We start from the raw sequence: 14,890 nt of genomic DNA, 5'->3' as shown, positions 1-14,890 counted from the left end.
TAGGTTAATCGTTAATTCTTCTATTTGTCAAACAAATAGAAGAATGGTGCGTCACCCTGGAGTTTCTGCTAGTATTCGTCACTTGTCCTTATATGGGCGGCATTAAATGAGCCGGTGTCACAGGCTGAACAGCTGAGTCAGCTGTTTTCTGTATTCGCCGATGATCGAATGTGATTTATTCTGAGGTTTGTTGTGAAAATCCAGCCCCTGATGACACAAAGTCTTGCTAAGCAGATCTCTGAACAATTGCGTGAAGCGATTCTTTCCGGTGAGCTCAAGGCCGATGACCGCCTGCCGACCGAAGATGAACTGGCAGCCCGTTATCAGGTCTCCCGACCAACGATTCGGGAAGCTCTCAAGCGCCTGGCGGCTCAGAACCTGATCCGCTCCAGACGCGGCCCTACCGGCGGTACCTTTGTGAACCGTCCTTCTCTGGAAGATGCCAGTGAAAGCCTGACTGCTTCGGCGACTCTGCTGGCGAGTATGGATCAGTTCAGTCTGACTGAAATTGCCGATGCCCGGCACGAGCTGGAGAAAACCTGTGTGCGTCTTGCGGCACAGAATCCGGATAAGTCTGTGCTTAAACTCCTGCAGCAGGAGCTGGATCAGCAACAGTCGGAAGCCCTGACGGATGAAGAGTTTTGTGCGTCCGATGTGCGTTTTCACCGGGCTCTGGTGGATGCCTGTCAGAACGCCATGCTGCAGTTTCTGATGTATGCGGTGATCGAGGCGATGCAGCCGGTAACCAATATGGTAGTTGTGCGTTTTCGGGACCGGTTAGATGTCGTTGGCACTCACCAACGCCTGTATCAGGCGATTGAGCAAAGTGATGCAGAAGGGGCAGAGGCAGCTCTTGATGAGCTGATGGTCTATCTGAAGGCGCGCTTTCAGGCTGCTCAGGACTGGAAAGCAGGTCAGTCCTGAGGGATCTGTTTCAGGGTGAGGACAGGGCTTACATCGGCTGGCGGCTGTTTTCCAGCAGACTCGGCATTACGGCCTTAACCCGAATATCCTGCTGTAGCTGGCGCATCAGGTCGGGAATCTGATTGGCATCCACATTGAAGTAAGCCCGGTTCAGGCGTTCGATCTGAACCGTCAATGTCATACCGTATTCTTTAGCGATCGCATTAGCGGCTCCGTTGTCGTTCAACACTAAGCCAAGCTCGTCCAGTAACACAGCAAAACGTTGTGTACTTTGGTTCCAGACTACCGGTCGCCCATCTGCACTGGCAATAGCCTTTGATTGAATGCTGTAGTTTCCTTTCCGGCCAATCTCTGCATTATTACTCTGAACGGCTCTCTGGTTTGATCTGTTTTGGGTGTTATAGGCTTTTACCTGATCCAGAATCAGGTAGTGACTGTTTTCTATCCGGATCTGCTTACCGGTTTTCAGGTGTGCAGGTAGCTGATCCTGAGCCGCCATCGGTTTTTTGCCATCGTAAGCACAGGCCGAAAGTGAAAAAGTTGCCAACAGGCTGGTGAGAATCAGAGTGAATAAACGCATTGTTACTATCCTGTGTCCGTTGAAGTTGGCTGTCTCGGTTAGCGTCCGAAGATGGTCATAGACCAGCTGTGCAATGTGCCGGGGCCATAGTCGTCGCCATGAGTGTCGTAAATCTGAAGCTGCCATTTACCCGCTGCGTTTTCTCCATAGAAGGTTTGGCTTAACAGAGTTAATTCGTAGTTTTTGATTTCGGTATTCAGCGCATTTCTTGGTGTCAGAAGTATGCTTTCTGTTCCTGATGGCGATGTCAGCTTGATCATCAGATCAGAGACATAAGGGTGGCTTAAGGTAAGTGCTATCTGAACGGATTCTACTGTTGTCACACCTGCGGGAGCGGTGAGCAGTGATGATAGCGGCACGCTGATATCATCAGCTATCGTCCCGGCAGAGCTATTTGTCGACGTCGCGTTGAGCATCGCCGGTAGGTTCGTTGTATACGCTTTGGCGCTCTCGACAGCCTTAACTGCATTGATGCGGCCAAAACCATAGTAGTTGTGGTACGACAAGCCTGCCGCGTTATCCCGCCAAGCCAGATCAACGGTGGTCGCTGGTGCAGTCGATGAATTGACTACATCATCGGTATTACCAATGACGACTGCGGAAGCTGACTCGTCAACCTTATCTGCGGTTCTGATCAGGATATCCCGCACATCCCGCCAGCCAAGATTTGGATTTGCTTCAAGAATTAATGCAGCAACACCGGAAGTTACAGGCGTTGCGGCAGATGTTCCTGCAAATGCATTTGTATAGCCTTCATAACCGTCCATATCATCGATATCGGTTGTTAGGTTGATGTCATTGGTTGTAACGATGCCTGCGCCATCACCGCCTCCGGGAGCAGAGAAAAGTACATTCGCTCCGGATGAGGAGTAGCTGGCACGGGTGCCATCCGCATTTAATGCTGAAACCACCATCATATAGGGGATATTGTTATCCGGGTCCAAAGCTGAACCCTGACAGGGAAGGTCTGCAGAATGGTAATCCGTGACAGTACATGCTGAATTGTCACTTGGTTTTTCAAAGTTATTACCCGCGGCTTTAAAGTAAAGTGCGCCAAGACCGGAACGGCCGGACTCCGTACCTGTCTTTGTTATGGCCTCTATATAGTCTGCATAGGTAATGGGTGTTGTTTCTACACCGTACCCTAAGCTCATATTGAAAATATCAATATCGCTGTTACGGGTGCTGGTGGCGGATAAGGAGGTTTGCCAAATGGCTACAGTTGTTTCAACGTCCAGCGTGTTATAGCCCTGTATTTTGCTTCCTGGCGCGACACCAGAGCCCCCCAAAGCATTGTCTTTTACCGCACCGATAAGGCCGGATACAGAGGTCGCATGACCACCTGACGGTGATACCCCAAATTGGCAGGAGTTAGTTAAATCTAAGTTCGGTTGAAGATCCGGATGACTGTAATCGATACTGGTATCGACAACTGCAATCTTTACTCCCGATCCGGTCACTTCATCCCAAAGAGAGCTCTGCAGGTTGATATCCTGCTTGATGGTTCCAGGGTTGCTACTGTTATTAAGGATATGCCACTGGGAAGCCAGCAAGGGGTCAGTACCCGAGGTATTGCTGGCCTGAGTTGAATAGCTCACGGTGTTGCAGGCATCAGATGTACTTGAACTGCTACCTCCGCCTGAGGATGTGCTGCCGGAAAAGATAGATTCGCCTGTATCTTCACCACAGGCAGACAGGAGAAACAGGCAGGTTAGGGTGGCCAGTTTTCGCATGATAGGGTTGGTTCCTTTGGCGTCGGTCATCCATGAGACCTAAAGATCATTACTGAGGACTCATATTGCAATATTTTGCCTTCCTTGGCGAGAAACCCAGCCTAAAAATTACACCTTCTCAAACTCCCTAACCGACTGACTCAGCTCACCCATAATCTGATCGAGTTGCTCGATATTGCTTTGAATCTGACGGGTTTCATCTGCCAGTTGCAGTACCTGCTGGCCAATGGTGCGAATCTCTTCGGCGTAGTGAGTAAAGGTGGTTTGCTGCTGCTGCCCGGTGGCTGACAGCTGTTCCATCTGCTGACCCAGCTGACAGGTATCCTGAATAATCGCCTGAATCTGTTCCTGAGCAGCCTGAGCATGGCTCTGACCGGACTGAACCTCTTCACTGCCTTCACGCATAGCCGCGACGGCGGATTCGGTGCCATCCACAATCAGGCGAATCTTGCCGCTGATATCCTGTGTCGCATTGCGGGTACGCTCAGCCAAGCCCCGAACTTCATCGGCCACCACGGCAAATCCACGGCCCTGTTCACCGGCGCGGGCGGCTTCGATCGCAGCATTCAGAGCCAGCAGATTAGTTTGTTCAGCGATATCATGAATCATCACCACGATGGAGTTCACCTCGTTGGAGCTTTGTTCCAGGGTTTCCAGACGCTCTGCCGCGGTCATAATCACTTCGGTGGCGCGGTTCAGCTTGCTGACGGCGTCATTCATCACGGTGCCGCCTTCAGTGGCTTCCGCACCGGTTTTCTTAGCCGTTGTCGCAGCGATTTCGGCATCACTGGCTTGCTGACTGACCTCGGCAACGATCTTGTCGGCTTCCTCAACCATGCTGCCAACGGCATGATTTTGCTGTTGCATAGTGTGGGCGATTCGCTGGGCACTTGAGGTGACATCCCGACTGACATTCTCAGCCTGATGCACGGATGAGGTAACTTGCGCCAGAATCTCAGCAATACGCTGCTCACTCTGTTCACTGGCCTTACGGGCGGTTTCCAGTTGAGCAAAGCCCTGAGATTTGGCTTTATCAAACGCCAGTGCGAGAACAATCACAATCAGGCTCATACCGATCAGGGATTTGGCCTGTTGCATTGGAATCAGGTGTTCAGGAATCGGAGACTTGGGCAGTGGGATACCTGCCTGATGAATATACAGAAACAGGGCAATAGTCGAGAGACTGATAGCCGACCAGAAGTAGCCGGAGCCACGGCCGGCAATAAAAATGGCGGCAAAAGGGATAGATGCCATCCAGGGGGCGCTGCTCGATATCACACCACCGTTCACATAAAGCATCCAGACCACCATGGCATACATGCAGCTGATAACCCCTTCAGCGACCCAGCGTTCCTGGGCTGTGATGCGCAGCATAATAGGGCCCAGTAAAAGACCGGCGCTGCCAAAGAGAATGCCCCAGCCCATGGCCGGATGGTGGTTTTTAAAGTAGCTGATGGCAAATACCGGTGCGATAACACCTGCCAGCAGGGCAACGGTGACTACGGTTCGGGCATGAATCAGGCGATCCTGATCCTGTCGAAGACTGTCCGGGATAAAACTTTCGGTAAGCTGGGAAAGTGTCATGGCGGCTCCGGTTTTTTATTTTTATTTTCTTTTTTAATGAGGTTTTGTTCAGCCTGCGCAGAGAAAAGTCAGATGTTTTCTGAGCGCCTTATGATCAAGGGGTATTGAATCTAAAACATACGTTTGAATGAGGCAAGGGTAAGACTAAGGTTGAAATGTAAGTCGAAGAATCAGTCGGGGAAGGATTTAATCCGTGGGAGATGCTTGGTCTTTGATTTATAAGCGGAAAATAAAAAACGCTGTCGTTACAAAACGACAGCGTTTTTTGTGAAGTGCTTAAGCTGTTGCTGTGGAATGAGCTGCTTAGTGCACCCAGTTCACCACAGCGAACAGACCGACCGCTGACATGACGATGGTGTATGGCAGTGCCATAATCACCATGCGGCCATAAGACAGTCGGATCAGAGGAGCAATTGCCGAGGTCAGCAGGAAGAGGAAGGCAGCCTGACCATTTGGCGTTGCCACACTTGGCAGGTTGGTACCGGTATTTACCGCAACTGCCAAAATATCAAAGTGTTCGCGGGTGATATCACCGGCATCCAGCGCGGCTTTGATTTCAGAGATATACACCGTTGCCACAAACACGTTATCACTGATGGCTGACAGAACGCCGTTGGCGATAAAGAGCATCGCTGGCTGCTGACTGGTTTCCATACTCAATACCATGTGGATAAAAGGTTCGAACAGGTGCTGTTCGTGAATAACCGCAACCACTGAGAAGAAGACTACCAGCAGAGACGTAAACGGCAGCGCCTCTTCAAAGGCATGGCCGATCTGATGTTCTTCGGTAACTCCATTCAGAGCGGTCTGGATGACGATAATTGCCAGACCAATCAGACCAACTTCTGCAATATGGAAGGCCAGAGCAAAGATCAGGAAGCAGGCGGTGATCGCCTGAACGATCAGAGCGGCTTTGTCTTTACCTGTACGTTTTTCGGTCTGGTGCTTGTCGAAATCTTCCAGAATCTGGCGAACGGAATCCGGCAGTTCAACGCCATATCCGAAGGTTTTGGTTTTCTCCAGTACCAGACAGGTGATCAGTCCTACTACCAGCACCGGCATGGTCACCGGAGCCATTCGGGTGAAGAACTCAACAAAGTTCCAGCCTGCCACTTTCGCAATCAGCAGGTTTTGCGGCTCGCCGACCAGAGTACAAACGCCACCTAGTGCCGTACCGACCGCAGCATGCATCAAAAGGCTACGCAGAAAGGCGCGGAACTGTTCCAGATCGTTATGGTGTTGTTCCGCCAGAGAGCCATCGTTGCCGTGGTCATGGCTGTCGCTGTGGAACTGTTTACCGGAAGCTACTTTGTGATAAACCGAGTAGAAGCCGACACCGATACTGATCACAACCGCAGTAACCGTCAGCGCATCCAGGAAGGCGGACAGCAGCGCAGCGGTAATGCTGAACAGCAGGGAAAGCAGGGGTTTTGAGCGTACCCCAAGCAGGATCTTGGTGAAGGCAAACAGCAGTAGCTGCTTCATAAAGTAGATGCCCGCCACCATAAAGACCAGCAGCAGAATCACTTCAAGATTGGCTTCAATCTCATGCATTACCGTTTGGGGCGAGGCCAGTCCAATGACAATCGCCTCAATTGCCAGCAAACCACCGGGTTGCAGTGGGTAGCACTTGAGGGCCATTGCCAAAGTAAAAATAAACTCGACGATCAGCAGCCAGCCGGTAACGAAGGGGCCTAAGCCCGGGGTGAGGTAAATAATAGGGTTGATGATAAGGAAGGCGAGAATAACTTTCTTGTACCACATAGGGGAGTTGCCAAGAAAATTACGCAAAAAGCCTTGGGTTATGGTCTGGGCCATGTATGAGGTCCTTTGCAGTTAGGATTGTTAGTTGTTTTTTATTTGTAATTTGTTGAAAGACTTAATGTTTTTTTATTTTTGCTGTTTTGTTTTAAGTCATTTCCGAATTAGGGCGCGGGCATTATACATTGTGCAGGGTGAAACTGAGAGCTGAAATAGTCTGTAAGCCCAGTTCTCATGGGCTTTAAGTATAAAGTTTCGCATTGGTTAGATGTTTTGGATAAGCTTGCACAGAGACAAAAACGCGAAGGGGAGTGTCTTGGATAAAAAACGCCTGAATGCCTTTTGGGATAATATTTTTCATAAAGATCAGGACCCGGCTCAGCAGGATCTGATTTCTGTTTTGTCTCAGGTTCCCCTTTTTGCCGGACTCACCCGAAGGGAGCTTAAGCGCGTTGCCCGAATTGCCCATCTTCGAATGTACGCCCAGGGCGAACGCCTGTTTCAGATGGGACACCCCGGCGCTGCTATGTTTGTGATTAAGTCCGGTAAGGTCGATATCGTCATTCCGCAGGAGGGATCGACTGATCTGTTGTTAGCCAGTCTGGGGGCCGGAACCTTTATGGGTGAGTTGGCGCTGCTGGATGACTCTCCCCGTTCCGCATCGGCCGTTGCTGCTGAAGATGCTCAGGCGATCGCTTTCTTCCGTTCCGACTTCAATAAACTGATCGAAAAAGAAGCCGCAATCGGTAGCAAGGTACTGAAAGAACTGGCGCAGATTATCGGTCAGCGCCTGAAGGTGACCAACCAGCAGCTCTCTGATCTACGCCAGACGGTAGGTCATTATGAATCTTGAATACGATGCGCTGTCGCGAGCAAAGCGGCGTAAGCTCTTTTTTCTGATCTCCACTTTTCTCGGCTTAGCGGTTTTTGCGCTTCTGGTCTGGGCGTTGCGTGAGCTGATCCTGCCAGCAATTGTCGGTGCTCTGGCCGCTTATCTTTGCCATCCTCTTCTGGCCCGGATGCGTTGTTATGGCGTTCCCAAAGCCGCAGCCATTTTACTGCTGTTTACCGGTTTCTTTCTGGTTATCAGTCTGGTTTCCGGTCAGATCCGGGATGCGATCCCGGATGAGCAGGGCAAGCTGGAGTTAAGGGTTCGGATTCAGTTCAAGCTGAATGAAAAATACCAGCAGCTGATGCAGGTGGATGACAGTGGTAAAGGCAATCTGGTCTATAGCCTTGTGGGCAGCGAGATCGAACCCTTCTGGCAGCGGATCAATGGCTGGCTGATATTGCCGCCAAAAGAGCGTCAGCAGTTTGAGGAGTATTACCGTAACCGCTTCGGCGCTGACCGTTTTGATCAGAAGTATTATCGGTACTTCCTTGCCAATATTGAACAGCACAAAAAGAACGATGCACTTCATACCGCTGAAGAATCAGTCGACCAAAATACACAGGTGGTCACTACCGAGAAGAAGTCTGAAACGGATGCTAACGCCAATGGTGGTCTTTTGGCAGCGATTGGTGGCGTGATCTCACTCTGGATGGCTGCACCTTTTGTTTTTCTGTTCCTTCTGCTGGATGAAGGCCAGATCAAGCGCAGTCTGGTGCTGCTGGTGCCGAATCGTTATTTCGAGATGGTTTTGACGGTGATCCACAACGTGGACGATGCACTGGGGCGTTATCTGCGGGGCACTTTTCTGGAATGTACCCTTGTTGGTTTTACCCTGATGGTGGGGCTTTTTGTTATCGGCTTTGGCGTTAAGTGGGCCTTTATCATCGGCACGCTGGCAGGGCTTGCGAATGCGATCCCTTTTCTTGGGCCCGGAATCGGGCTGTTAATCGGCCTTATTTATGGACTGGTGGTAGAAGAATACACGCCACTTTTCAGTTTTATCACGGCCGACAGCATGTTTATCTGGGTGTTAGTGATTGTGGGTATGACGCAGCTCTTAGACAACGCGGTTTACCAGCCTGTTGTGCTCGGCAATGCGGTTAGTTTGCACCCGTTGGTCGTAATTATCGGTGTTATGGGCGGTTCTATTCTGCTGGGCTTTACCGGAATGCTGTTTGCGATCCCAGTCATCGTGGTGCTGAAGGTAGTGATAGGGACGCTGATTCAGCAGATGAAGGCCTACCAGATTATCTGAATCTGTTACTCTATCGGTGAATTTAAACCCTGTTAATGGCTCGACTATGATCAGTCGACTGGCAGTTTAGGAAAAAACAGCATGAAACCAGGTCATACCGGTCTGACCCATCTGATCCATTCTACCCGATACTCCATGAAAGGCCTCAAGGCTGCATTTATTAATGAAGCTGCGTTTCGTCAGGAAGTCGCTTTGTGCGTTATTCTTTTTCCGGCAGCGATCTTTCTCGGTGAAACTCTGGTCGAGCGCCTGCTGCTGATCGGCTGCTGATCGGCTGTTGTGCGCTGGTGCTGGTTGCCGAACTGGTCAACTCTGCTATTGAAGCGGTCGTGGATCGCATCGGGCCGGAGCACCATGAACTGTCCGGACGGGCGAAGGATATCGGCTCCGCTGCGGTATTTATCGCACTGGTCTTTGCCGGAGTGACATGGGGCAGCATCTTGATCAGCCGTTTTTGGTAAAACTGAACACTCGTGTTATTTGAATGCTCGTACTTTTCAGTGTGTTTATATCGTCACCTGATCTGCTTTGGTCGCTCGGTTTTACTCGACCCTGATATGTAGTCGGCCAGGCTTTTGATCAGTCAGGTTTATAAAGGAATCACTATGACATCATCCATCCCGCAACAACCCCTTCAACATCTGCCTGAAAATCTGAAATCGACGTCGGATCAGCACTGGCAAAAACTGCAGGATGGATTGGAGCCTGATCTTTTTGCCGGACTTAAAGCCCTCCCTTTTGCGGATAAGATTGTTGTCTGCAGTGAGTACGTGGTCGACAGTGCTCTTCGCTTTCCTTACCTGTTGGCGGAGATGCTGGAAAAAGGCTGGTTCACGGAATCTCTGACGGCAGCCCAGATGCGCGAGATTCTGCAGGCTAAGCTTGAAAACTGTGCCGCAGAAAACGATATGCATCGCGCTCTGCGTCAGTTCCGCCGTCAGATGATGATGCGCATTATCTGGCGTGATTTCTCCTTCACCACCAATATGTGGCAGACCACCGCAGAGCTGAGTCATCTTGCGGATATCTGTACCGATGAAGCTCTGAACTGGCTGTACGATTTTTATACACCTAAGTGGGGTACGCCTTATTCCAAAGCGGAAGAGGGCTCTGAGTCACAACCTCAGCGTATGTCGGTCATTGGTATGGGTAAGCTGGGTGCCTGCGAACTGAATCTCTCTTCCGATATCGATCTGATGTTCTGTTTCCCGAAACATGGTCAGACGCAGGGCGGTAGCCGTTCGCTGGATAATCAGGATTTCTTTATTCGTCTCGGGCAGAAGCTGATCGCGGCGCTGGATGCCAATACCGTTGATGGCTTTGTCTTCCGGGTGGATATGCGTTTGCGTCCCTACGGTCAGAGCGGATCGCTGGCGCTGAGTCACAACGCCATGGTGGAGTACTACCACGATCAGGGGCGAGAGTGGGAACGCTACGCCATGATCAAGGCGCGTATTATTGCCGGTGATATCGAAGGCGGTAATGAACTGCTGGATGAGCTGAACTCCTTTGTGTACCGCAAATATGTGGATTTCTCCGCCATCGAATCCCTGCGGGATATGAAGGCGATGATCAACCGCGAGGTGCGCCGTAAGGGACTGATCACTAACGTGAAACTTGGCCCCGGTGGTATCCGCGAGGTGGAGTTTATTACTCAGGTGTTCCAGCTGATTCGTGGTGGCCGAGATACCGAGCTGCAGGAACGCTCGATCCGCAAAGTGCTGCCGATCATCAGTGGCCTGGGGCTGATTCCTCAGGCGGTGACCGATGAGCTGCTGGAAGGTTATCTCTTCCTGCGTAATGCCGAGCATGCCCTGCAGGGCGTTGCAGATCAGCAGACCCAGACGCTGCCGGAAGATGATTTCCCGCGCCTGCGTATGGCTTACATTATGAACTTCGATAACTGGCAGGATTTCGAAGCCCGTCTGGAGCTGGAGCGGGCGAAAGTCAGTAAACACTTCGCCAATGTGATTGCCGCTCCCGAAGATGAAGAAGAACAGGATGACAGTCAGAGTGCCGAACTGGGCGCGCTCTGGAAAGGTGAATACGATCCTGAAGCCGGAGCCCGCCTGCTGGAAGAGCAGGGCTTTGAAGATGCTGAAACCACCTATCGCCGGCTGGACAGCCTGCGCAACAGCCGTGTTGTTCAGGGCTTGCAGCGGGAAGGTCGTGAACGTCTGGAAGCCTTTATGCCGATGCTGCTGCAGGCAGTGACGGAAAGTGGAATCCCATCCCAGACCCTTGAACGCACCCTATTGCTGGTCGAAGCCGTGCTGCGAAGAAGTGCTTACTTTGTCCTCTTGATGGAGAACCCAAGTGCTCTGAAACAGCTGGTTAAACTCTGTTCCGCCAGTCCATGGATCGCCGAGCATCTGGCGAAAACTCCGATTCTGCTCGATGAGCTGCTCAATCCGGCGACCCTCTATACACCGGCGGATCTTGATCTGCTGCGTGATGATCTTCGCCAGCAGATGCTGCGTCTGCCGGAAGAGGATGAAGAAGCTCAGATGGAAGCCCTGCGTTACTTTAAACGTGCCCATGTGCTGCGTGTGGCCGCTTCCGATATCAACCAGACCCGCCACCTGATGAAGGTCAGTGACTACCTGACCTTTATCGCCGAGGCGGTGCTGGAATATGTGCTGCAGATGGCGTGGAAAACCCTGACCGATAAATACGGTTCACCGGCTAAAGAAGATGGCTCGTTGTGTGATCCGACCTTTGTCATTGTCGGCTACGGCAAGATGGGCGGTATCGAGCTGGGCTATGGCTCGGATCTGGATCTGGTATTCCTACATGATGCCGCGTCTCAGGGTGTCACTGATGGCGACAGCAAGGGTAAGAAGAGCATCGATAATGGCGTCTTCTTCACCCGACTGGGTCAGCGGATTATCCATATCCTCAATACCCTGACCCCATCCGGTCAGCTGTATGAGGTGGATATGCGCCTGCGTCCGTCCGGTAATTCCGGCCTTCTGGTGAGCTCGGTGAAAGCCTTCAGAGATTACCAGCTGAAAGAAGCCTGGACCTGGGAGAAACAAGCGCTGGTTCGTGCCCGTGTTGTTGCTGGTTGTCCGCAAGTGGCGCAGAAGTTTGCCGAGGTGCGTGCTGAGATTCTGACCGAAGAACGTGACCAGAATCAGTTGAAGGAAGACGTTGTATCCATGCGTATTAAGATGCGGGACAATCTGGGTTCCAAGCCGGATGCCACAGGTGCTCATACCAGCTTCCATCTGAAGCAGGATGCGGGTGGTATGGTGGATATCGAGTTTATCGCCCAGTACTGTGTACTACGCTTCAGTAGTGAACATTCTGAGCTGCTGCAGTGGACCGACAATATGCGCATTCTGGAAACGGTAGAGCAGGTTGGCCTCTTGTCATCCGAAGAGGTGGCTCAGCTGAGTGAAGCTTATCTGGTTTATCGCCAGGCAGCCCATGATGCCTCGATGCAGAAAGTGCCGAGTGTGGTTTCTGCGGATCAGTTTACCGATCACAGGGCTAACGTCAGCCGGATCTGGCAGGGGCTGCTGGAAGGCTAAAATAATAATCCAAACGCTGAAGGAAATCCGATATGTCTATGGCCGAACGCGAAGGTCTGATCTGGTTAGATGGCCAGATGGTGGACTGGAAAGATGCAAAAGTACACGTACTGACTCACACCCTGCACTATGGCATGGGTTGTTTTGAAGGTGTCCGGGCTTACGCAACCGACAAGGGCGCGCAGATCTTCCGTCTGCAGGAGCACACCGACCGCCTGTTCCGTTCGGCGCATATTCTGAATATGGAGCTTCCCTTCACCAAGGATGAGATTAACGAGGCTCAGCTGGCAGCGGTACGGGAAAACAACCTGGATCACGCCTACCTGCGCCCCATGGTGTTTTACGGATCGGAAGGCATGGGGCTGCGTGCCGATAACCTGAAGGTGCATGTGATGGTCGCCGCCTGGGAGTGGCCGTCTTATATGTCGCCGGAAGCGAAAGAGCTGGGCATCAAGGTACAGACCTCCTCTTACACCCGTCATCACGTCAACATCACCATGTGTAAGGCGAAGGCCAACGGCAACTACATGAACTCTATGCTGGCGCTGTCAGAAGCTTTGCGCAGTGGTTGCGAAGAAGCCCTGTTGCTGGATAACGAAGGTTATGTGGCGGAAGGCTCCGGCGAGAATATTTTTGTGATCCGCGATGGCAAAATCTACACCCCGGAACTGACATCCTGTCTGGACGGCATTACCCGCCGTACCGTTATGGAGCTGGCAAAAGAGGAGCTGGGTCTGGATGTGGTCGAAAAACGCATCACCCGCGATGAAGTTTATATCGCCGACGAAGCCTTCTTTACCGGCACCGCCGCTGAAGTGCTGCCGATCCGAGAGCTGGATGGCCGCCAGATCGGCACAGGTCGTCGTGGCCCGATCACCGAGAAGTTACAAACGCTCTACTTTGACCAGGTGACCGGAAAACGCGCTGAGCATCCTGAATGGCTGGCACCGGTTAAAAAGTAAGCCGTAGAGTTTTAAGACAGCCTTTAAGAAAAATACCCGTAACCGATCAGGCTGTGACCGATCGCTGCGGGTATTTTTTTACCTGACCGCGCAGGCTTGTAAAACCTGCTTTGGGCAGTAATATGCTGTGATCCCCATCGACCTGTAGTGAATAGCCCGTCATGAAAATTTTGCTGATTGCTGATGAAACCCCGGATGCTTTGCTGGATGTACAGTGTGTCATCCAACGTCTGATCCGTAAGCACAGGGAGTGTCGCATCAGCCTGATGGCTCCGGCGCATCTGCATTCGCTGGCCCGTCGTCTGACGGGGCTGGATGATCTTCTGACATTGCCCAATGCCGATGCTGCCGGAAAGTTGTTCTGGATCGCCGGCCGTCAGCTGGAAGAGTGGCAGAAAGAGTTTGAAGCCTTTGACCAGGCCCTGGTGTTTACCTCGCGCTGGAAACCTTCTCTGGTGCCTTGGATGGCGGGTATCAAACGTCGCAGCAGCACTTTAGGTCGTCTGCGTTTTATTCTGATTAACGATGCCCGCTGGATGCCGTCCGGTAAATTTCCAACCCGCCGCAGCCGTTATCTGGCTTTAGCCGATGATCATGGCGAAATGTGTGGTGACAGCTATGAACCTCAGCTGTTTGCGGATGCCGACAACGCTCAGGCTCTGATCAAAGAGCATTATCTCAATCAGGAGCGGCCCGCCATGGTGTTCTGCCCTGGCGGTGATCTGGCGATGGGGCAGCGTTGGCCTGCGGAACGTTGGACAAAACTGGCGGAACAGCTGATCGATCAGGGCTGGCAGATCTGGCTGATCGCCCCGAAAACGGAACAGGCTTTTTGTGAACAGATCTGTGCAGGTCTTGATCATGAACGCCAGATGGAAGTGAGCAACCTCTGTGGTCGACTGGCCTGGGATGACAAACTGGATCTGCTGGCGCAAAGCCGCGCAGTGCTGGCGCAGGAAACTCTCTACAGCCAACTGTGTCGTGCGCTGAATCATCCCTTGGTGATGCTGCAAGGCGTTGGCCAGCTACAGGCATTTATGCCGATGGATGAGGATCAGCTGCTGCAGTCATCGCCTCAATCCGCCTATCAGTCGAACGTTGGTGAGGCTGAGACCTCCTCCGCAGCAAACAGCAGCCGCAGCAGCCAACCCTGTGATGATCTGGTATGCCGTCAGCATAAGAACAGAGCGACCGATCTCTGCATCCATGACCTGAGTGTTGAGCGGGTGCGTTCGGCGTTGCTGAGCATGGTGCCGATGCAGGCAGTTGACTGATTTATCAGGTTTTTTTATAGCTGTAACGCTCACTTGCCAGCTGTACATTCCTCTTTCCGTACGCCTGAAACTTTCCTGCCGGATGCCCCTTGCGTCCGGCGATAAAGCTTGTACAATGCGCGCCTCCTTACCTACCTCCAAGCAGGGCAGAGTTAGCATTGATCAAACGAGCTTCCGTTAATTTACTGATGTGTCTGAACTGGTGCATGGCGCGCCAATGTTCCTACGCGTCCGTATTAAGCGGCTGCTGCTCTATGCTGCGTCTGTCACCGGTTCGGGCGATTAAAACCGCCAAAAGTAAGCCGAACGAATTTCTTTTCTCTGAAGCCCAGCTTCAGCAGCGTGTTTTCCAGAGCTGACTCTCCTTTTTCGCTTTTGCGGAGTCTGAG

11 protein-coding genes and 1 pseudogene are annotated in these 14,890 nt (G+C 51.9%); 8 read left to right on the top strand and 4 right to left on the bottom strand.

Annotated features, from left to right (window positions below; translation table 11 throughout):
* The first annotated feature begins 192 nt into the window (after positions 1 to 192).
* Positions 193 to 924 carry a FadR/GntR family transcriptional regulator gene (locus tag BV405_RS04920; protein ID WP_245832239.1) on the top strand — a complete coding sequence of 244 codons (732 nt, stop codon included), beginning with the start codon at positions 193 to 195 and terminating at the stop codon, positions 922 to 924.
* A 28-nt stretch (positions 925 to 952) separates the two neighbouring features.
* On the opposite strand, the gene BV405_RS04915 is transcribed toward BV405_RS04920, so the two are convergent.
* From BV405_RS04915 to nhaB, 4 genes are all read right to left on the bottom strand, one after another.
* Complete coding sequence (locus BV405_RS04915) at positions 953 to 1,504, bottom strand: hypothetical protein (protein WP_086479752.1); 552 nt, start codon at positions 1,502 to 1,504, stop codon at positions 953 to 955.
* Positions 1,505 to 1,542: 38 nt separating this feature from the next.
* Complete coding sequence (locus tag BV405_RS04910; RefSeq protein WP_176330054.1) at positions 1,543 to 3,237, bottom strand: S8 family peptidase; 1,695 nt, start codon at positions 3,235 to 3,237, stop codon at positions 1,543 to 1,545.
* A gap of 108 nt (positions 3,238 to 3,345) precedes the next feature.
* Positions 3,346 to 4,821 carry a methyl-accepting chemotaxis protein gene (locus tag BV405_RS04905; protein WP_086479750.1) on the bottom strand — a complete coding sequence of 492 codons (1,476 nt, stop codon included), beginning with the start codon at positions 4,819 to 4,821 and terminating at the stop codon, positions 3,346 to 3,348.
* A gap of 303 nt (positions 4,822 to 5,124) precedes the next feature.
* Entirely contained in the window at positions 5,125 to 6,639 is a 1,515-nt protein-coding gene (gene nhaB, locus BV405_RS04900; protein ID WP_086479749.1) for a sodium/proton antiporter NhaB, read from the bottom strand.
* Positions 6,640 to 6,898: 259 nt separating this feature from the next.
* Here nhaB and BV405_RS04895 point away from each other — a divergent pair, with 259 nt between their 5' ends.
* From BV405_RS04895 to BV405_RS17620, 7 genes and pseudogenes are all read left to right on the top strand, one after another.
* A complete protein-coding gene (locus BV405_RS04895; protein ID WP_176330053.1) occupies positions 6,899 to 7,435 on the top strand; it encodes a cyclic nucleotide-binding domain-containing protein in 537 nt (178 codons plus the stop codon).
* Positions 7,425 to 8,729: an AI-2E family transporter gene (locus BV405_RS04890; RefSeq protein WP_086479747.1), complete on the top strand. Its 1,305-nt coding sequence runs from the start codon at positions 7,425 to 7,427 to the stop codon at positions 8,727 to 8,729. The genes BV405_RS04895 and BV405_RS04890 overlap by 11 nt, the downstream gene beginning before the upstream one ends.
* Positions 8,730 to 8,810: 81 nt before the next feature.
* A pseudogene (locus tag BV405_RS18110) lies at positions 8,811 to 9,190 on the top strand (diacylglycerol kinase).
* A gap of 144 nt (positions 9,191 to 9,334) precedes the next feature.
* The gene (glnE, locus tag BV405_RS04880) at positions 9,335 to 12,265 is read left to right on the top strand and encodes a bifunctional [glutamate--ammonia ligase]-adenylyl-L-tyrosine phosphorylase/[glutamate--ammonia-ligase] adenylyltransferase (protein WP_086479746.1); all 2,931 of its coding nucleotides are present in this window, start codon (positions 9,335 to 9,337) and stop codon (positions 12,263 to 12,265) included.
* Between the two features lie 32 nt (positions 12,266 to 12,297).
* Positions 12,298 to 13,227 (top strand): branched-chain amino acid transaminase, encoded by a 930-nt coding sequence (locus tag BV405_RS04875; RefSeq protein ID WP_086479745.1) that lies wholly within the window; start codon positions 12,298 to 12,300, stop codon positions 13,225 to 13,227.
* Between the two features lie 161 nt (positions 13,228 to 13,388).
* Positions 13,389 to 14,501: a lipopolysaccharide heptosyltransferase II gene (waaF, locus tag BV405_RS04870; RefSeq protein WP_086479744.1), complete on the top strand. Its 1,113-nt coding sequence runs from the start codon at positions 13,389 to 13,391 to the stop codon at positions 14,499 to 14,501.
* 206 nt (positions 14,502 to 14,707) lie between these two features.
* Positions 14,708 to 14,860, top strand: a complete 153-nt coding sequence (locus tag BV405_RS17620; RefSeq protein ID WP_176330052.1) for a hypothetical protein — start codon at positions 14,708 to 14,710, stop codon at positions 14,858 to 14,860.
* Positions 14,861 to 14,890 lie beyond the last annotated feature (30 nt).

The sequence above is a fragment of the Oceanospirillum sanctuarii genome (assembly GCF_002150805.1).
In the GTDB taxonomy this organism is placed as follows: domain Bacteria; phylum Pseudomonadota; class Gammaproteobacteria; order Pseudomonadales; family Halomonadaceae; genus Oceanospirillum; species Oceanospirillum sanctuarii.
The sequence above is the reverse complement of the archived record's forward strand: the minus strand, read 5'-3'. Positions and strand labels throughout refer to the sequence as shown.